18 protein-coding genes are annotated in these 18946 nt (G+C 45.5%); 12 read left to right on the plus strand and 6 right to left on the minus strand.

Annotation, left to right across the window (positions count from 1 at the left end; translation table 11 throughout):
• Positions 1 to 228 precede the first annotated feature (228 nt).
• Positions 229 to 2937 carry an aconitate hydratase AcnA gene (acnA, locus tag V1499_RS12320; RefSeq protein ID WP_409270216.1) on the plus strand — a complete coding sequence of 903 codons (2709 nt, stop codon included), beginning with the start codon at positions 229 to 231 and terminating at the stop codon, positions 2935 to 2937.
• 51 nt (positions 2938 to 2988) lie between these two features.
• Here the strand turns inward: acnA and V1499_RS12325 are convergent, their stop codons facing one another.
• A complete protein-coding gene (locus tag V1499_RS12325) occupies positions 2989 to 4029 on the minus strand; it encodes an NAD-dependent epimerase/dehydratase family protein (RefSeq protein WP_409270217.1) in 1041 nt (346 codons plus the stop codon).
• 214 nt (positions 4030 to 4243) lie between these two features.
• On the opposite strand from V1499_RS12325, the gene V1499_RS12330 reads away from it, so the two are divergent.
• The 6 genes from V1499_RS12330 (at position 4244) to V1499_RS12355 (ending at position 6537) form a co-directional block, all read left to right on the plus strand.
• Positions 4244 to 4771 (plus strand): redoxin domain-containing protein, encoded by a 528-nt coding sequence (locus V1499_RS12330; protein ID WP_409270218.1) that lies wholly within the window; start codon positions 4244 to 4246, stop codon positions 4769 to 4771.
• Between the two features lie 140 nt (positions 4772 to 4911).
• Entirely contained in the window at positions 4912 to 5043 is a 132-nt protein-coding gene (locus V1499_RS12335) for an FbpB family small basic protein (protein WP_316571302.1), read from the plus strand.
• Between the two features lie 63 nt (positions 5044 to 5106).
• On the plus strand, positions 5107 to 5250 hold the full coding sequence (locus tag V1499_RS12340; protein WP_316571303.1) for an acid-soluble spore protein N: 144 nt from the start codon (positions 5107 to 5109) through the stop codon (positions 5248 to 5250).
• Between the two features lie 146 nt (positions 5251 to 5396).
• Positions 5397 to 5636: a small acid-soluble spore protein Tlp gene (tlp, locus tag V1499_RS12345; protein WP_409270219.1), complete on the plus strand. Its 240-nt coding sequence runs from the start codon at positions 5397 to 5399 to the stop codon at positions 5634 to 5636.
• Between the two features lie 148 nt (positions 5637 to 5784).
• Positions 5785 to 6210, plus strand: coding sequence for an acyl-CoA thioesterase (locus tag V1499_RS12350; RefSeq protein WP_409270220.1), 426 nt, complete (start codon positions 5785 to 5787; stop codon positions 6208 to 6210).
• 15 nt (positions 6211 to 6225) lie between these two features.
• The gene (locus V1499_RS12355) at positions 6226 to 6537 is read left to right on the plus strand and encodes a hypothetical protein (RefSeq protein ID WP_409270221.1); all 312 of its coding nucleotides are present in this window, start codon (positions 6226 to 6228) and stop codon (positions 6535 to 6537) included.
• A gap of 18 nt (positions 6538 to 6555) precedes the next feature.
• On the opposite strand, the gene V1499_RS12360 is transcribed toward V1499_RS12355, so the two are convergent.
• From V1499_RS12360 to plsY, 5 genes are all read right to left on the minus strand, one after another.
• Positions 6556 to 6843 carry a HesB/YadR/YfhF family protein gene (locus V1499_RS12360; RefSeq protein WP_409270222.1) on the minus strand — a complete coding sequence of 96 codons (288 nt, stop codon included), beginning with the start codon at positions 6841 to 6843 and terminating at the stop codon, positions 6556 to 6558.
• A gap of 86 nt (positions 6844 to 6929) precedes the next feature.
• Positions 6930 to 8066, minus strand: coding sequence for a CapA family protein (locus V1499_RS12365; protein ID WP_409270223.1), 1137 nt, complete (start codon positions 8064 to 8066; stop codon positions 6930 to 6932).
• A 470-nt stretch (positions 8067 to 8536) separates the two neighbouring features.
• Complete coding sequence (locus tag V1499_RS12370) at positions 8537 to 8737, minus strand: hypothetical protein (RefSeq protein WP_409270224.1); 201 nt, start codon at positions 8735 to 8737, stop codon at positions 8537 to 8539.
• Between the two features lie 108 nt (positions 8738 to 8845).
• Complete coding sequence (locus tag V1499_RS12375) at positions 8846 to 9655, minus strand: two-component system sensor histidine kinase NtrB (protein WP_409270225.1); 810 nt, start codon at positions 9653 to 9655, stop codon at positions 8846 to 8848.
• A gap of 560 nt (positions 9656 to 10215) precedes the next feature.
• On the minus strand, positions 10216 to 10809 hold the full coding sequence (gene plsY / locus V1499_RS12380; RefSeq protein ID WP_409270226.1) for a glycerol-3-phosphate 1-O-acyltransferase PlsY: 594 nt from the start codon (positions 10807 to 10809) through the stop codon (positions 10216 to 10218).
• Positions 10810 to 11022: 213 nt separating this feature from the next.
• On the opposite strand from plsY, the gene chrA reads away from it, so the two are divergent.
• From chrA to parC, 5 genes are all read left to right on the plus strand, one after another.
• Positions 11023 to 12201 (plus strand): chromate efflux transporter, encoded by a 1179-nt coding sequence (chrA, locus tag V1499_RS12385; RefSeq protein WP_409270227.1) that lies wholly within the window; start codon positions 11023 to 11025, stop codon positions 12199 to 12201.
• A gap of 205 nt (positions 12202 to 12406) precedes the next feature.
• On the plus strand, positions 12407 to 13579 hold the full coding sequence (locus V1499_RS12390) for an ATP-binding protein (protein WP_409270228.1): 1173 nt from the start codon (positions 12407 to 12409) through the stop codon (positions 13577 to 13579).
• 116 nt (positions 13580 to 13695) lie between these two features.
• Positions 13696 to 14109 carry a CoA-binding protein gene (locus V1499_RS12395; RefSeq protein ID WP_409270229.1) on the plus strand — a complete coding sequence of 138 codons (414 nt, stop codon included), beginning with the start codon at positions 13696 to 13698 and terminating at the stop codon, positions 14107 to 14109.
• A 334-nt stretch (positions 14110 to 14443) separates the two neighbouring features.
• Positions 14444 to 16432 carry a DNA topoisomerase IV subunit B gene (parE, locus tag V1499_RS12400; RefSeq protein ID WP_409270230.1) on the plus strand — a complete coding sequence of 663 codons (1989 nt, stop codon included), beginning with the start codon at positions 14444 to 14446 and terminating at the stop codon, positions 16430 to 16432.
• Positions 16429 to 18870, plus strand: a complete 2442-nt coding sequence (gene parC / locus V1499_RS12405; RefSeq protein WP_409270231.1) for a DNA topoisomerase IV subunit A — start codon at positions 16429 to 16431, stop codon at positions 18868 to 18870. The genes parE and parC overlap by 4 nt, the downstream gene beginning before the upstream one ends.
• Positions 18871 to 18946 lie beyond the last annotated feature (76 nt).

Genomic DNA, 18946 nt, shown 5'->3' on the forward strand with positions numbered 1-18946 from the left:
AAGCAGCAGTATACGAGCCTTGATTTTCCAGCAAAAAGTACCTACAGGGGATTTACTATAAGAAAAACTTATTATATTTCATAAATTTCCGGTCATTTACTCTTTGACCGCGCTGTATTACGATATAATTGTGAGAAAAGTCGTGGAGGAGCGAATTAATACAAACCTTTCGACTTTTATAAATTTTTCCTATATTATTGGGTTGATGAATTGAAGGGGGAGTTACATATGGCGAAAAATGATGTTTTCAATGCCCGCTCTTCATTTGAAGCAAACGGTAAACAATACCATTATTACCGTCTTGCCGCTCTTGAAGAAGCAGGAGCAGGCAATGTTTCCAGGCTGCCATATTCCATTAAAGTATTATTGGAATCCGTCCTTAGGCAGCATGATGGGCGTGTTATTACGAAAGAGCATGTTGAAAACCTGGCGAAATGGGGCACAAACAATGTAAGGGAGGTAGATGTTCCTTTTAAACCTTCCCGCGTCATTCTTCAGGACTTTACTGGCGTTCCGGTTGTAGTTGACCTTGCTTCCCTTAGGAAAGCGGTTGCAGACCTTGGCGGCGACCCTGATAAAATCAATCCAGAAAAAACGGTTGATCTCGTTATCGACCACTCCGTACAAGTTGACCAATACGGTGGTCCGGGTTCCCTTGAAGCGAACATGGTGCTTGAATTTGAACGAAACGCTGAACGTTACCAGTTCCTGAACTGGGCACAAAAAGCATTCAACAACTACCGAGCTGTGCCACCAGCAACGGGTATCGTCCACCAGGTAAACCTTGAGTACCTTGCGGATGTCGTCCACGTGGCCGAAACAGCGGACGGCGAACTCGAAGCTTATCCGGACACACTTGTCGGCACCGACTCCCATACGACAATGATCAACGGCCTTGGCGTTCTTGGCTGGGGGGTTGGCGGCATTGAGGCTGAAGCAGGAATGCTTGGCCAGCCATCTTATTTCCCTGTACCTGAAGTAGTGGGCGTGAAGCTTGTTGGAACTCTTCCGAATGGCGCGACAGCTACCGACCTTGCATTGAAAGTGACTCAGGTTCTCCGCAGCAAGGGAGTAGTTGGCAAGTTCGTTGAGTTCTTCGGGCCAGGTGTATCTGCGCTTCCATTGGCGGATCGCGCAACCATTGCCAACATGGCTCCGGAATATGGCGCTACATGCGGATTTTTCCCGATCGACGATGAATCGCTTGATTATTTACGCCTGACAGGCCGCGATGAAGATCAGGTTAAAGTGGTTGAAGCATACTGCAAGGCAAATGGCCTGTTCTTTAATCCGGAAGAAGAGCCTGTTTACACAGATGTAGTTGAGATCGATCTTTCCATTATCGAAGCGAACCTTTCCGGCCCTAAGCGCCCGCAGGATTTGATCCCTCTTTCAAAAATGAAGGAAGAATTCGTGAAGGCTGTCAGTGCACCGCAGGGCAACCAAGGCTTCGGCTTGAAGGAAAAAGAACTTGATAAAGATGTGAATGTCACATTCCATAATGGTGACCAGACAGTGATGAAAACCGGCGCTGTCGCCATCGCTGCTATTACAAGCTGTACAAATACATCCAACCCATATGTACTTGTTGGTGCCGGCCTCGTAGCAAAGAAAGCTGTCGAGCTTGGAATGGAAGTACCGAAGTTTGTTAAAACTTCCCTCGCCCCGGGATCGAAAGTTGTTACTGGATACCTGCGTGATTCCGGCCTGCTTCCATACCTTGAACAGCTCGGTTTCAACCTTGTTGGCTACGGCTGTACGACTTGCATCGGAAACTCCGGCCCGCTTCGCGAAGAAATCGAAAAAGCCGTTGCTGAAAACGATCTTCTTGTTACTTCCGTCCTATCAGGGAACCGTAACTTTGAAGGCCGGATCCATCCGCTTGTAAAAGCGAACTATCTTGCTTCTCCGCCGCTCGTCGTAGCTTGTGCTCTTGCCGGCAATGTCAACATTGACCTCAAGAGTGAGCCAATCGGCAAAGACAGGAACGGAAATGATGTATTCTTTAATGATGTCTGGCCTTCGACCGAGGAAGTAAATGAAGTGGTTCGCCGGACAGTTACTCCTGAACTATTCAGGAGAGAATACGAAAATGTTTTCAGTGACAACGAGCGCTGGAATGAAATCAAAACAAGCAATGAGCCACTGTATTCATGGGATGCAGATTCAACTTATATCCAGAATCCTCCTTATTTTGAAGGGCTTTCCCCTGAGCCTGGCCTTGTCGAACCGCTTACAGGCTTGAGGGTTGTCGCCAAGTTTGGCGATTCTGTAACAACCGACCATATTTCACCTGCGGGAGCGATCGGCAAAAATACGCCTGCAGGACAATATCTGCTTGAAAAAGGCGTTCAGCCTCGTGATTTCAACTCCTACGGTTCACGCCGCGGCAACCACGAAGTCATGATGCGCGGAACGTTTGCGAACATCCGCATCCGCAATCAGATTGCGCCGGGCACAGAAGGCGGCTTTACTACCTACTGGCCTACTGGGGAAGTTACAACTATTTATGATGCGTGCATGAAATACAAGGGTGAAGGAACAGGCCTTGTTGTCATCGCAGGCAAAGACTATGGCATGGGATCTTCCCGTGACTGGGCAGCGAAAGGAACAAACCTTCTTGGCATTAAGACGGTTATCGCCGAAAGCTTCGAGCGTATCCACCGCTCCAACCTTGTCATGATGGGCGTCCTTCCGCTCCAGTTCAGGGAAGGCGAAAATGCGGAATCACTTGGACTTTCCGGAAAAGAAACTTTTACAGTCCATGTCGATGAGAATGTCCGCCCAAGGGATCTTGTCAAAGTGACTGCTGTGGATGAAAGCGGAAAAACGACTGAATTTGAAGTGCTTGTGCGTTTTGATTCGGAAGTAGAAATCGACTACTATCGCCATGGCGGGATTCTTCCAATGGTTCTCCGCGAAAAGCTTAAAGCTTAATAGAAGGTAACATTAAAACACCATGCAGCCTTAATGCCGCATGGTGTTTTTTTAACTTCTAGATTCCGCCTTGTTTTCTTCCCATTCTTTAAGGAGGATTTTTTCCTTATCAAAAGATATTCCTGCTTTCAATTCCTTGCAATTTCGTGTTAGATCCCATGTTAAGGTATCTCGGACAGTTGTTTCAATCGGGCTGAATAAAAGACCCGACCGCAATGCTTTGTCAATGTTAAAAGAAAATCCTCCCTTTGCCGAATTTCCCGAATCCCCATTTTTTTCAGGAAGCCATAGGGGCATTTCCGTCCACGGGGCGACCTTACGTTCCAGGAGAAAGGTTTCATCGACCCACTCTATTTCGGCGTTGCTGCCGGATACGGCTTTTATTGTTTCCAACAATTCTCCCATTTCCATAGGTGATTCAGGACCGGTAGCATTGTATGTTCCAGCAGATTTGTTCACCATCATAAAAAGCAGCCATTTACCAAGGTCGCGAATATCAATGAATTGAATTTTCCTCTTTGGGCTGCCCGGCGCAAGAACCCGGCCACCCCGTGAAACACGGTTTATCCAATATGTGAACCTGTCAGAATAATCATCCGGGCCAACAAGCAGCCCTGCCCTGACATTCAAGACACGTCCTGGCATGTTTCGTTCTGCCTCTCGCTCGCAAAGAGCTTTGAACTCACCATAGTATTCCATTAATGGCCCCGTTGCACCGCTGGATAATTCGTCCGCCTTTTCCGGAGAAATACTCAGGATTGGGGCGGATTCATCCATGTTTTCCTGGCTCCAGTCCTTGTATACTGATATGCTCGATATGAAGGTATACTGCCCGGCATGGCCGCTAAGCAGTTCTGTGGACTTCCTTACGGTCGAGGGGACATATCCGCTCGTATCAAGCACCGCATCCCAATACCGCCCTCTCAGGCCGCTTAAATTGCCGAATCGATCTCCTTTAATGAACTCGATATTTGCAAAAGGGTTATTGTGATTACCTCGATTAAATACAGTAATCTCATGGTTATGTTTCAAGGCTTCCTCAACAAACGCCTTTCCAAGAAACCTGCTGCCTCCAAGCACAAGAATTTTCACTTCGCATCCCCCTTTCTTTCCTTGATTTTAACAGGTACAAGCCAATAGGGATATTAGTTAATGGTAAATTTATCTAAAATTCCAAAATGCACAAAACAACTTCAGCCATGAAGGACATTTGTCACATTATCGGCACGATTATGGCCCACAGGCATGTTTATTTTCCCACTAGGGATAGTGTAAAATCGGTATAGAGTTAAAAGGAGGGGCGCAAGTGGCGAAAAAAGGGATTGCATGCATATTAATCGTCTCCTTAATGGCGATTGCGATTGTCCAGGCGCTAGATAAAAAGGAAGAACCAAAGGAGTCAAATGAAGCGGTGGCCCAGGGGGTAAAGGAAGGGGCCAAAGCACCGGATTTTGAACTTAAAACGCTGACAGGGGAAACTGTTAAACTATCCAGCTTAAAGGGAAAAAAAGTCATGTTAAATTTCTGGGCAACATGGTGCGGCCCTTGCAAAGCGGAAATGCCAGCAATGGAAAAATTATTCAATGAAGCGGATGACAATGTAGCCATTCTGGGCGTCAACATCGATCCCCAATTGGATGTAAAGGGGTTTGTCGAAGAGTATGGCATTACGTTCCCAATCCTGCTTGATGAAAAAGATAAAGTAAACACAACTTACCAAATCATCTCGATTCCCACTACTTTTTTTATTGATAGCAACGGAATAATTCAGGATAAAGTTATCGGTTCCATGCCGCATGATGCTATGGTGGGATACATGGAAAAATTGAAATAACACAATTGCCACCGGGGTTATGCCGGCGGCTTTTTTTAAAGTTCAATTACGTTTCGATTAAATTTTCAAAAAGTTGTAATAATTGAAATCGTTTGCGGGCATACTTACTGTTAGAATAGTAAGTAAGGGAAGGTGATAACATGCGAAAGCCTCGGAAACGCACATTTGCTGAGCTTGTTATGGAAAACAAGACACAAATTTTAAAAGACGAAGCGGCACTGGAAAAAATCGAGCAGCGCCTTGAAGCTAAACGTCTCGGCAAAGCTGAATAGAGCATTGATTTCCAATCATGATTTCATCTTCTCCTGGCAAAAATAACGGCAGGAGGGATGAAGATGGGAAATCCAAAGAAACACAGCCAGCATTTCTCGCCGGACCATCTTGGGACACAACCAAGAGGGTTCAGCGGCAACAAAGGCAAGAAGATGCAGGATAAATCAGGGGAGCATGCCCAAGTAATCCAAACAAAGGGAGAATAGGGCAGAATATACCCCAGCTACTATTAAAGCAAGCAATCCAAAAGCCCGGGAGACCGGGCTTTTTGCATTTGCCATTTTCTGCTCATATTTTGGCGGACACGGCTCATCCTAATGAAGAACGATCGATTTTAAAGGAGGAAAACAGGATGCCATTTGGAAATAAGCCAAAGCCGGATGACAGAAACGACAATGTTGAAAAGCTACAGGAAATGATTCAAAACACAATTGAAAATATGGAACGAGCCGAGGAGACTTTGGCTCTAAGCGGCAGTGATGAAACAAGGCGGCAGGTCGAGGAGAAAAACGAACGAAGGCGGGAAAGCATTGCGGCCATGAGGGAGGAAGTAAAGGATGAAGCCCGCGCCAACGGCCAAATAACGGAATAATGGAGGGAGGGCTTTACTATCCAGCCCTCCTTTCTTCATTATTCAATCCTCTTCAACGATAAATGAAGCCTGATACGTCGCGATGCGCTTACCGGTATGATAACATAGGAAAAAGAAAAAAAGAGTTTTCAGGAAGTGGGGAAAAATCATGTTAATCAGCGAGACAACAGTGGAAGTACGCTACGCGGAAACGGACCAGATGGGCGTCGTCTACCATGCGAACTATCTTGTATGGATGGAATTGGGAAGGACAAGTTTTATCAAGGAACTCGGCTATAGCTATGCGAAAATGGAGGAAGACGGAATCATTTCACCCGTTATCGATATCCAGGCTTCATACAAAAAAGCAATGAGATATGGAGAAAAAGCGACCGTTAAAACGTGGGTGGAGGAATACGATGGCTTTAGGGTCAAATACGGATATGAAATCCTGAATGAGGAAGGGGAACTAGCCGTTACGGGTTTTTCCGTCCATGTATGTGTAAAGAAAGAAAATTTCCGTCCTGTTTCACTAAAGCGGCTTTATCCAGATTGGCACGAGTCCTATCTAGAAGCTTCCAAAAAGGAAGACTGACAGGGGCAAATTCAGGTGGCTTTTGGGATTAAGAAAAAGGACGTACAGGAATGGAAACAGAAAATTGATCGAGGGGAAATCGCATTCTTGACCCATTACTGGCTTGATGACCGTTTTCCAGAATGTAAAACCGTAACGAAAGCGGGCTGCAATGACATCGAAAAGCTCGCGGAGTGGGGGGAAAAACACGGTTTGCGAAAAGAATGGATTCACAAGCGGCCTGATGGGTATCCACATTTTGACCTTCTTGGCGAAAGGCAGAGAGAGATCCTGCGAGCGGAAGGATTGTATGAGCATATTTGGGACAAGAAAAATGGCGGCCTGTAGGAGGGTCGCCATTTTTCATTAATGGTAAAGGAAGACAGGTTCCTGGCGTTCTTCATCCAGTTCTACCTCCACGTCTTTCCCGTCAAAATACCATAAATCCTTTTCTTCAATATAGAATAGTAATCCGCCGCTTTCTGTCGTCACGGCAGCGTCCATAGGCTCATCGGAAATCACGCCGAGGGAAAAACCTTTCTGAAGCTGGTTGAAGCCCCCATAACGGACAAAGAAGCGAATAGGGGTTCCATCACTTACCCCGAATTCATCCTTATACCACTTTGCCGCTTTACTGCTAACATTTAATTTCATGTAAATGCCTCCTTCCGCATCTTTATTATTTACCACATTTAGTGTTATTGCAAAAAAACAAACCCTAAAAACAAACAGCCCCGTATTTAACGGAGCCATTGGTTCATGTGGCGGAGCGTTTCGTCCTGCAGTTTTTGTGCTCCAGCAACTCCATATTGGCCAGCTTCGCCAATTGGTATAACGCTAAAATTGCGGCGGTTTTTCCTGTAGACAAAGGTTGGCTGGAAGGATGGGGGACCGATTTCCAAGGTTGTACCTTTACTATTGACCCTTTTCGTAAGCTTTAGCGTAACGAGGCCGCCGATATCCTTGTAATCCCCAATCTGCGCGGAAAGGAAATTTCCGAGAGAGTATACGACGAACGTTCTTTTTCCGTCCTTGCGTTTTATCCATTCCATTGGCTGGAGGACATGGGGATGGGAACCGAAAATAATATCTACCCCCTGGTCAGCCATGAACGCTGCAAGGCTTTTTTGTTCTTCATTCGGAAAGCGTTGGTACTCATTTCCCCAGTGGATGCTGACTATAACAGCATCGCTCATCCTTTTGGCCGTGGCGATGTCCTTTTTCATCAGCTCCCTGTCAATCAAATTTACAGCGAATTCCTTGCCTTGCGGAATCGGTATACCATTCGTTCCATACGTGTACGATAAGAACGCGAGTCGGATGCCGTTTTTTGAAAGGACGGTTATCTTGTCCCTTCTCTCTTTGCTGTCCGCCGTCCCGGTAAAGGGGAGGCCAACTTTAGAAAAATGGGCTATCTGGGCCTTTAAGCCCCGATACCCTTTATCAAGGGAATGGTTGTTCGCGGTTGAAACAATATCGACACCAGCTTTCATGACAGCTTCGGACAACTCGAAGGGACTGTTGAAGTTAGGGTAGCTTGAAATACCCAATTCAGTACCGCCAACGAGACTTTCCTGATTTGCAGTCAAGATGTCGGGCGCCTGGAGCATTCCTTTTACCGGTTCAAACATCCGGTTGAAATCGTATCCTTTAGCCGTTTTCGCGTCATTGTAAACATGGTCATGGATCAGAATATCCCCAATGGCGCCGATTGTCGCACTTTCAACAATTTCTTTGGGCGCACTCGTATATTGGCGTTCCTTATGGAGCGTCGGAGCGGGAAGGCCCTCGGGCTTTTGGGTTGAGCAGGCGTTTAATAGGAAAACCAAAATGGATCCTGCCACCATGAAAATTCTATAAATCCGGAATTCCTTCACTGGAAGTCCTCCTGTTAAGCAAATTGTTTTCAATGCAGGGCACAGTGATTTATTATAAATGGTAGCCTTTTGCATTTCATCTTATTTTTTAAATAAAAGGCAAAAAATGAATATAATAACCAAACGGGGTGACAAAATGTTCACAATTACGGAAGCAGCCTACCAAACCATTGCCAAGTCGATTGAAAATGAAACCCCACTAAGCGGCGACAAACTGTATATTCGCCTGACTATGGGAATCGGCTGAGGCGGCCCAAAGCTGAACCTGTCTCTGGAAGAGCAGAAGTTAACCAATGACCAAGAATTTGACTATAAGGATTTGACTTTCCTGATCCATGAGAACGATCAGGTGTATTTCAACAACACCAAGCTTGATTTTGTAAAAGACGTCTTTGGAAGCGGAAGATTCCAGCTCCTCAAAGTATAAAAAACGGTGCCCTTTAATTGGGACACCGTTTTAAAATGCGCTTTTACCGGAAATTTAATTCGTCCATTTCTTCAAAAAATCCTATCAACTCATCAAACGTTCTTGTCACTTTTACCGGATTGCCGGAACAGGACCAGTCAGGCGTGTATGGATAAAATTCAACAATGAATTCTTCTTTGGAAGGAGCAGGGGTAACGGAGGAAGAAAAGACAAATTTAAACTTCTTGGCATTCAAATCAGGCATGCGGATTCTCCTCTCACTTTTACAATTCCGTATACGTCTATTGTAAAGGAAAGAAATTTCCATATCCGAAAATGATTTGAATGATTCGTGAATTTTATGTATCAACTGTCATGAGCAAATAGGAATCTTAATCGGAAATGAAATGGAAAACAGCGATCCCGATCCCGCTTTACTTTCCACTTGAATGGAAGCACCGTGTTCCTCAACGATTTTTTTACTAATATTTAATCCGAGCCCATTACCATCCGGCTTTGTTGAAAAGAAAGGGGTGAACAGCCGGTTAACAGTGTCCGGTTCCATCCCGCACCCATTGTCCTTAATGCCGATAATGAATGCATCCTTCTTAGTTTTCGTGAAAATCTCTATTTTCCGCCTATGCGAATGACTTGCTAAATCAATCGCTTCAATGGCGTTTTTTAACATATTGATGAAAACCTGTTTAAATTGGCTGGCATCGAGTATGAACGTATAATCTACCTCTGAAAGGCTTGCCACAAGCCGGATATCCCGAAGAATACATTCACTTTCGTAAAGCAAGATAACTTCTTTTACAAGTTGATTGATTGAGGTCCTTGTTTTTACATTCGACGGGTGTTTTGTCGCGCTTAAAAATTCGGTGATAATCTCGTTCGCCCTGTTTATTTCCTCTATCGACATCGAAGCATAACGTTCTTTTCCCAACTCTTTTAACTCCGGCAATAGAAGTTGCAGGAACCCTTTTACAATCGTCAAAGGATTCCTGATTTCATGTGCAATTCCGGCCGCGAGCTTTCCAATTTCCTCGCGTGCATCGTTCAAAGCCCTTAGTTCATCAATTTTATGATTTAGAGTATTGAGGCTTATATCCAGGAATTCCTTAAGCCCTGTCTTGCTGTTATGTAGTTCCTTTCGGTCAGAGAGTGGAATGCAATAAACCATAACCATCTCTTCCCGGCCCTTGGACTTATATACTTTAAAATAGTGTTTCTCATTATTTTTATCAAATAACGCAAGTACAATTGGCTCATCAGAAAATGAAGACCGGAAAAACTCCCTGGCATCATTGAAAAATACGTCATCCACCAAATTAAAAAACGACTGCCTCTCCGAAAATAGGTTAATAGCGGAAGAAGAAGCTCCCTGAATAGTAAACTTATGATCGAGAAGAAAACATGGAAAGGGGAGATTTGCAATTTCAATTACCATTAAGCATCCGACCGTCCTTATAAAGTTTTCTTGTCGAACTCTGGATAAAAGCCATGAAAGCATTGTAAATTATTTCAATTTCCATAAATTTTCATTTTAATGATACAAAATATGAACCTTACTTACAATCGCTTATCCGGATAATAACTGCTGGTTTTTGATTGCGATTCATTATTTTCTTCAAACCTGATATTGATTTTCCCAACAGTTTTTAGGTCCTAGTACCCTTGACATTTTCAGTCATATCTAAACTAATCCATTAAAAAATGGCTGTAAGGGAGCTTGTCCATCCCTTACAGCCATTTAATTTTGGGTTCCGTTTTATTCATGATTCTCTTAATGTTCGCCCTGTGCCTGTAAAAAACAAATAACGCCAGGATGCTTACGATAATGATGAGCGGTACATCCCTTGGCGATATCAGTAGAGAATAGGCCACCGCACCGACTCCTGCCATCATGGACGATAGGGAAACATATTTTGTAAGATACAAAGAAATGATAAAAATTGCAAAGATGACAATGAACATGATGGGTACATAAAACAGCAGGACCCCTCCAGAGGTCGCGACCGCCTTGCCGCCCCGGAAGCCAGCGAAAATAGGATACATATGGCCAATTACCGCAAACACGCCCGGAATCAAAGCATTGAAATCATCATAACCAACGAGCGTCGGCAGTGCCGCTGCAAGGGTTCCTTTCAGGATATCGGCCAAAGTGACCGCAATTCCCGCTTTTACGCCCAACGTCCTGAATGTATTTGTTCCCCCAAGGTTCCCGCTTCCATGCTGGCGGATATCCTTGTTATAAAAAACCTTTCCGATAATGAGTCCGGAAGGGATGGATCCTAGCAAGTACGCCAGCACACAAAAAAGAACAATTTCAATCATACATAAATCTCCTTTACCTTCAGTTGCAGATGTTTAGATGAAAGGTTCAGCGGAACCCCCGCTGATGGAAGTTTCACTTTATTGTACCATTTTCTTTTTAAAACGCCATATAGCCTAAAAAGGATTTTTTTAAACATGAATGACGGCCGTGGTTCCTATGGCATAAAGGCTGCTTGTTTGCTAGGATAAAATCTAGGGAAAGGACGGTTAAGGATGGGTACATATAAAGATAATAAGCAATCGAGTTTCATGGAGATATTTCTTGTTTCTTTAAAATTGGGCTGTACGTCATTTGGAGGGCCAACAGCCCATATAGGCTATTTCCATTATGAGTATGTAAAAAAGAAAAAGTGGCTCGATGAGCGAGAATTTACCGAACTGATTGCTTTATGTCAGCTGCTACCTGGGCCGGCGAGTAGCCAAGCGGGGTTTGGTATCGGTTTAAAGCGAGGGGGAGTTGCAGGAGGCATCGCCTCGTTTACGGGGTTTACCCTTCCGTCATTTGCTCTGATGGCGATATTCGCATTCCTCCTTATGGGGATTGATCCGGCAGGAAATGGCTGGCTGCACGGACTGAAAATTGTGGCCGCCGCGGTCGTTCTCCAGGCTGTGTACTCTTTGGGCAAAAACTTTGCCTCAACAAAGGTAACAGGTACAATCGCGACATTCGCCGCGGCAGCGATGTTCCTTTTTCCTTATTCAATTGCGCAGTTGGCGGTAATGGCTGCAGCGGGGATCGCTGGCTATCTTTTTTGCAAAAAGCAGGAAGCTGAACCAATCACCGGCCCTTTCACCAATGTATCCAGGAAGCTCGCGGTTGTCTGCCTGGCGGTTTTTTGCTTGTTGTTCATCCTCCTGCCAGTCCTTCGAATTTACGGAATTGAAGCAGCACTGGCAGACAGTTTTTACCGAAGTGGCGCTCTTGTATTTGGAGGGGGGCATGTTGTCCTTCCACTTCTTGAACGGGAACTAGTCCCAGCTGGTTTCATTTCAAAGGGGGACTTTCTTGCTGGATATGGCCTTGTTCAGGCAATGCCCGGTCCGTTATTTACGTTTTCCGCCTATCTTGGCGCGGCGATTGATGGATGGACAGGTGCGATTATAGCGATTGCTGCCATCTTCCTTCCGGGTTTTTTGCTTCTATTGGCTGTTTTGCCATTTTGGGGAAAAGTCCGGACAAAGCCTGCAATCCAATCCGTAGTTGCCGGGTTGAACGCCGGAGTTGTTGGGCTGCTTGCTGCCGCTTTTTATGATCCAATTTTCATTTCGTCAATAACATGGAGGATGGATGCTGCCCTCTTTGCAATATTTTTTGGTTTGCTGGCCTTTTGGAAAATACCTCCGTGGCTCCTCGTTGTCGTTGGGGCTGGAGCGGGGTATGTACTCCTTTAAAAGGATTCACATAATTACGTCCAAAAAAAGGCGAACTTTTTACAATTTGATGGATTGTTGCCAAAAGCCGCCATTTCGAATTGAACAATCCGGAAGACATTTCTATAATTTTACATATAGGCGTTCCTATAGTTTCCGCCGGCCAGGCTTGTACGTAAGGCCGGCTTATTTTTTAAAAATCCATTTAAAAAGGTTGTGAGCGAGCATGGATTCATGGGAAGAGAAACAAGGGGAATCACCAACCGGCGTTACTTTTCCAGATGGCAGGTACCCACTTAGTATCTTTCAGCTAGATTCCAAAGGAATGATTATTGCTGTTGATGGGGAGTGGGAATCGATAACCAGCCTTTGTCCCACCGAATCAATCGGCCAAAACTTCCTCGATATTTTCAGCTTCGATCCTCTTTCAAGGGGCTGCTGCGATTTCCTCCCCCTAAATAAAAACGAAAAACGCTCTTTATTCACCAAAAAAGGAAAGTTTACTTGCGTTACCGTATCAGTACTTCCAATTTTATTAGACGACGGTACAATTCATGGTTATTCTGGCGCTATGATCGATCGTTCAAGCCCACTTCTACATGAAGAACAGAGGCAATTTGAGCCAAAAAGCCTAATTCTGGATCTTGGGGAAAAGCTCTCTTCGGAAATTGAAAAAAACAGGCAAAAGGACGCGATTTTCATACAACAATCCAGGCTTGCCGCGATGGGTGAAATGCTCGCAAGTATCGGCCATCAATGGAGGCAGCCTTTGAACAATTTATCGATGCTTTTCCAGGAAGCAAGGGAAGCGCTGGAATTTGGCGACATTAACGAACAATTTGCCGACATATTTATAAAAGATGGGCTTGAGCAGGTACAAGTGCTGTCCCGGACCATCCATGACATCCGGAGATTTTACCGCCGAAACCAGGAAAAGTCGTTCTTCTCTGTTGCGGATGCGATAGAGGATGCATTGTCTCTATTCTCGCCAAGTCTCAAAAAGCACGAAATTGATATCGAATTCATCTACAGGGGACAACAAATGGCGTTCGGCTATCCGAATGAATTCAGCCAGGCTATCTTGAATTTGCTTGCCAATTCAAGGGACGCCTTTGTCCACAAAGGGATGGAAAATAGAAAAATTACGATTGCGATTGAAGATGAAGATTGTTTTACCGAAACCATTTTTACTGACAACGCCGGAGGAATTGACCCATCCTACATAACAGACATTTTTGACCCTTACTTTACAACAAAGCCTGGAGGAACCGGTTTGGGGCTCTATATGGTCAAAACGATAGTTGAACGAATGGAAGGAAACACGTTGGTTGAAAACCATCGTTCAGGGGCGCTGTTCAGGCTATCGATCCCTAAAGCAATAAATCAATGCACAGAATAAGCTGGCGGATTAGACCAAACCCTCGTTCTCTTTTTATCTGAAAAAAAGCAGAATTAAGGCATTTTTTTATGGGAAAAGGTAAACTAAAGCTAAAAGAATAAGGAGGAAACGTGCTCATGCTGACTTATCCAAGCCGTGAAGAAATAAAGGAAATCCTAAATAAGGCAAAAAGAATCGCTGTCGTTGGCCTAAGTGATAATCCAGAAAAAACGTCCTATATGGTATCCGAAGCGATGCAAAAGGCAGGCTACGAAATCATCCCTGTGAATCCGGCAATTAAAGAAGCACTTGGGGTAAAAGCGGTACAATCGCTAAAAGACATCGAGGGGCATATTGACATCGTTAACGTATTCCGCCGATCCGAGTATTTGCCCGGGGTTGCCAAGGAGTTCGCAGAAATTGATTCTGATGTATTCTGGGCGCAGCTTGGCCTTGAAAGTGAAGAAGCGTATCATTTTTTGAAAGAAAAAGGATATACCGTTATTATGGACCGTTGCATTAAGGTGGAACATGCTTTAACTAGAAGGTAACAAACTTGAAAACGGCTGCCCGCGGGCGGCTTTTTTCGTGGTGCTCATAACAAAAATAGGCAAAAAACAAGGAAAATTAACTTAAATTTGAAAGAACTGGTTTGCGAAAACGAAATAAATCGCTACAATAAAGCATAGACGCCAGGAAAAGTTATGGTAAAATTAACTTGCGAACGCTTGTTCTAAGTCGAATTTACCGATTATCCCACTCTTAATGGGACATAACCATCATGGGACATGAACCCACTTTGATGGAGCTTCACTTTATTTGCTGCTTAAAAGGATGATAGAGATACAATTCAATTCCTTTGGCAAGCATGAAAGGGGTATGTTAGTGTCAGCAAACCAACAGGCTTTTACTTATAATGATGACGCCATCCAGGTCCTCGAAGGATTGGAGGCAGTCAGGAAGCGCCCGGGTATGTATATCGGGAGTACTGACGCAAGAGGGCTCCACCATCTTGTTTATGAAATAGTCGACAACTCCGTCGATGAGGCACTTGCTGGGTACGGCAACCATATCATTGTGAGAATCCACAAGGACAATTCAATCAGCGTTATCGATAAAGGGCGCGGGATGCCAACGGGAATGCACAAGCTTGGAAAACCGACCCCGGAAGTCATCCTTACGGTCCTGCATGCCGGAGGAAAATTCGGGCAAGGGGGCTACAAAACAAGCGGAGGCCTCCATGGTGTCGGCGCCTCGGTTGTCAATGCCCTTTCGGAATGGCTGGTTGTCACAATTAAAAGGGACGGTTTTGTCTACGAACAGCGGTTTGTAAATGGCGGAAAACCGGCAACCACCCTTGAAAAAATCGGCAAAACGAACCAGACCGGAACGACCATTCATTTCAAGCCGGATCCGTCGATTTTTTCCGTCACCACCTATAACTTTGAAACGCTTTGCGAAAGGCTAAGAGAATCTGCATTCCTGTTAAAAGGCATGAAGATAGATATCATTGACGACCGGAACGGCGTACAGGAATCCTTCCATTATGAAAATGGAATAGAAGCGTTTGTCGAATATTTGAATGAAGGTAAGGAAGTCCTTCACCCGGTCGTGAGCTTCGAGGGCTCGACGAACGGGATTGAAGTTGAATTTTCTTTTCAATTCAATGATGGCTATTCGGAAAATGTCCTTTCATTCGTAAACAACGTTCGGACAAAGGACGGAGGTACCCACGAAGTAGGCGCGAAGACGGCAATGACAAGGGTTTTTAACGATTACGCCCGCAAGGTTTCCCTCCTGAAGGAAAAAGATAAAAACCTTGACGGCGCCGATATCCGTGAAGGGCTTTCTGCTATTGTTTCGGTCCGCATTCCCGAAAACCAGCTACAATTTGAAGGGCAGACAAAGGGAAAGCTAGGCACGAGCGAAGCAAGGTCTGCAGTCGATTCAGTCGTTTCCGAACATCTCTCCTATTTCCTTGAAGAGAATCCCGATATAAGTTCCCTGCTTATTAAAAAATCAATTAAGGCGTTCCAGGCAAGGGAAGCTGCCCGGAAGGCACGGGAAGAGGCGAGGAGCGGCAAAAAGCGGAAGCGCGCTGACGCAATTCTATCCGGCAAGCTGACCCCGGCACAATCACGCAATCCACAGAAGAACGAACTTTACCTGGTGGAGGGGGACTCGGCGGGAGGGTCGGCAAAACAAGGCCGCGACCGCAGATTCCAGGCCGTCCTTCCGTTAAGGGGTAAAGTTATCAATACCGAAAAAGCAAAGCTTCAGGATATTTTTAAAAATGAAGAAATCAATACAATCATCCACGCAATCGGCGGAGGAGTCGGGACCGATTTCAATGTAGAAGATATCAATTACGACAAGATTATCATCATGACCGATGCCGATACGGACGGGGCGCATATCCAAGTGCTTCTCCTGACATTCTTTTACCGCTACATGAAGCCCCTTGTTGAAGCCGGTAAGGTCTTCATAGCCCTTCCGCCGCTTTTCAAAGTGAGCAAGGGTACCGGCAAGAAGGAAATCATCGAGTATGCCTGGAACGAAGATGAGCTGCAGGGCGCCATCAAAAAGGTTGGCAAGGGCTATATGATCCAGCGCTATAAAGGACTAGGTGAAATGAACGCGGACCAGCTTTGGGAAACGACAATGGACCCTGAAACAAGGACATTGATCAGGGTGAAAATCGATGATGCGGCCAGAGCGGAACGCAGGGTTACAACCCTGATGGGCGATAAAGTAGAACCCCGCAGGAAGTGGATTGAATCAAATGTTGCATTCGGCCTGGAAGAAGAGGATGAACTTGATACGATTCTTGACAATGAAAATATTACCGTCGCCGAGGAGGAGATAGGGCAATGAGCATGACAGAGAAATTCCGTGACCTTCCCCTTGAAGATATACTTGGCGACAGGTTTGGCAGATACAGCAAATACATTATCCAGGAGCGGGCGCTTCCTGATGCGCGGGACGGGCTGAAGCCTGTCCAACGGCGAATCCTGTATGCCATGCATGTCGAAGGGAATACCCATGAAAAAGGATTTAGGAAATCAGCGAAAACAGTCGGTAACGTAATAGGCAATTACCATCCACATGGCGATTCGTCTGTTTATGAAGCGATGGTCCGGATGAGCCAGGATTGGAAAGTCCGTAATGTCCTCGTCGAAATGCATGGCAATAACGGAAGCATGGACGGCGACCCGCCGGCCGCGATGCGTTATACGGAAGCGCGGCTGTCTTCCATTTCAACTGAACTGCTCAGGGATATTGATAAACAGACTGTCGACTTCATTCCAAACTTCGATGACACATCAAGTGAGCCGACTGTTTTGCCGTCGATGTTCCCGAACTTGCTCGTCAACGGTTCGACCGGTATTTCCGCCGGTTATGCGACCGATATCCCGCCCCACAACCTTGGCGAGGTGATTGATGGCGTTATTATGAGGGTGGATAATCCTGACGCATCGGTGGAACAGCTGATGGCGGCCATCAAAGGACCCGATTTCCCAACCGGAGGAATCATCCAGGGCATAGACGGAATTAGGAAAGCGTATGAAACCGGGCGCGGGAAAATCATTGTCCGCAGTAAGACCGAGATTGAAGATATCCGCGGCGGAAGGCAGCAAATCGTCATTACTGAAATACCATATGAGGTTAACAAGGCAAACCTCGTTAAAAAAATGGATGAATTCAGGCTCGACAGGAAGCTTGAAGGGATTTCCGAAATCCGTGACGAAACCGACCGGACAGGCCTCAGGATCGTCATTGAATTGCGCAAGGATGCGGATGCTTTGGGCGTCCTGAATTATCTATATAAAAACAGCGACCTTCAAGTGGCCTATAACTTCAATATGGTCGCAATCCATAACAAACGGCCTGTGTTGATGGGACTCAGGGAGCTTCTTGATGCTTATATCAGCCATCAAAAAGAAGTCGTTACAAGAAGGTCGCAATATGAGCTAAGGAAAGCACGGGAAAGGCAGCATATCGTAGAAGGCCTCATGAAGGCACTGTCTATTCTGGATCAGGTGATCGCCGTTATCCGAGCTTCCAAAGATAAACGGAATGCGAAGGACAACCTTATCGCAAAATTCGGGTTTACTGAGCCGCAGGCCGAAGCGATTGTTTCCTTGCAGCTTTACCGGTTGACAAATACGGATATTACCGCGCTTAGGAAAGAAGCCGAGGAGCTTTCTAAAAAAGTCGAAGAGCTCCAATCCATTCTTGGCAGTGAAAAGAAACTTTTCAGCGTCATTAAAAAAGACCTGAAGGATGTTAAAAAGCGTTTCGCGGACGCAAGAAGGTCAAATATTGAAGAAGAAATCGAAGAACTGAAAATCAATCTTGATGTAATGGTCCCAAGCGAGGATGTCATCGTAACGGTGACGAAGGAAGGGTATATCAAACGGACAAGCCTGCGTTCGTTCAGCGCCTCAAACGGGCAAGATTTGGCGATGAAGGATTCCGACCGGATGTTCGCGCAGCTAGAAATGAACACGAAGGATGTCCTGCTTCTATTTACATCCAAAGGAAATTATCTTTACATGCCCGTGCACGAGCTTCCTGATATTAGATGGAAGGATATGGGGCAGCATGTCGCCAATATCATTCCAATTGACCGGGATGAAGAACTCATCAAAGCGATTCCGGTTAAAGATTTCGAAAACCATTCGTATCTCCTTTTCGTCACCAGGAATGGAATGGTCAAGAAAACGGAGTTGAAGCTTTATAAGGCGCAGCGCTATTCCAAGCCGCTGACCGCAATCAACCTGAAAGATGCCGACCAGGTTATCGATGTTCACGTAACCAATGGATCTCAGGAATTGTTCCTCGTTTCCCAATATGGGTATGCGCTATGGTTTGATGAAGCCGAGGTCAGCCCGATTGGCATAAGGGCCGCCGGGGTGAAAGGAATGAACCTGAAAGAAGGCGACTTTGTGGCCGGCGGGAAAGTGATTGGTCCGGAAGGCAAGGAATCAATCACTCTTGTCACCCAGCGCGGGGCAATGAAAAAAATGAAATTAAAGGAATTTGAAAAGGCCGCACGCGCGAAACGAGGAGTCGTTGTCCTGCGGGAACTGAAAGCCAATCCGCACCGCGTAGTCGGCGTTGAAGCGGTTGAAGACCTCGACCAGCTCTTCATCCAGACTGAAAAAGGCCAGCTTCTTTCAATAAAGGCGGGCGATCTGAAATTTAGCGACCGCTATTCAAACGGCTCGTTTATTTTGGATGAGGGGGAAAGCGGAAAAGCCGTCTCCCTTTGGAAGGAAACCCGCGGAAAAGAAACTGAACAAGCATAGCTGAAAAAGGGCTGCCCTACTTTACTTTTGGCGGCCCTTTTTCCTTTATTGGGCAGTTCATTAGCTGCCGTTTCTA

The sequence above is a fragment of the Neobacillus oceani genome (assembly GCF_046237595.1).
In the GTDB taxonomy this organism is placed as follows: Bacteria; Bacillota; Bacilli; order Bacillales; family Cytobacillaceae; genus Bacillus_D; species Bacillus_D oceani.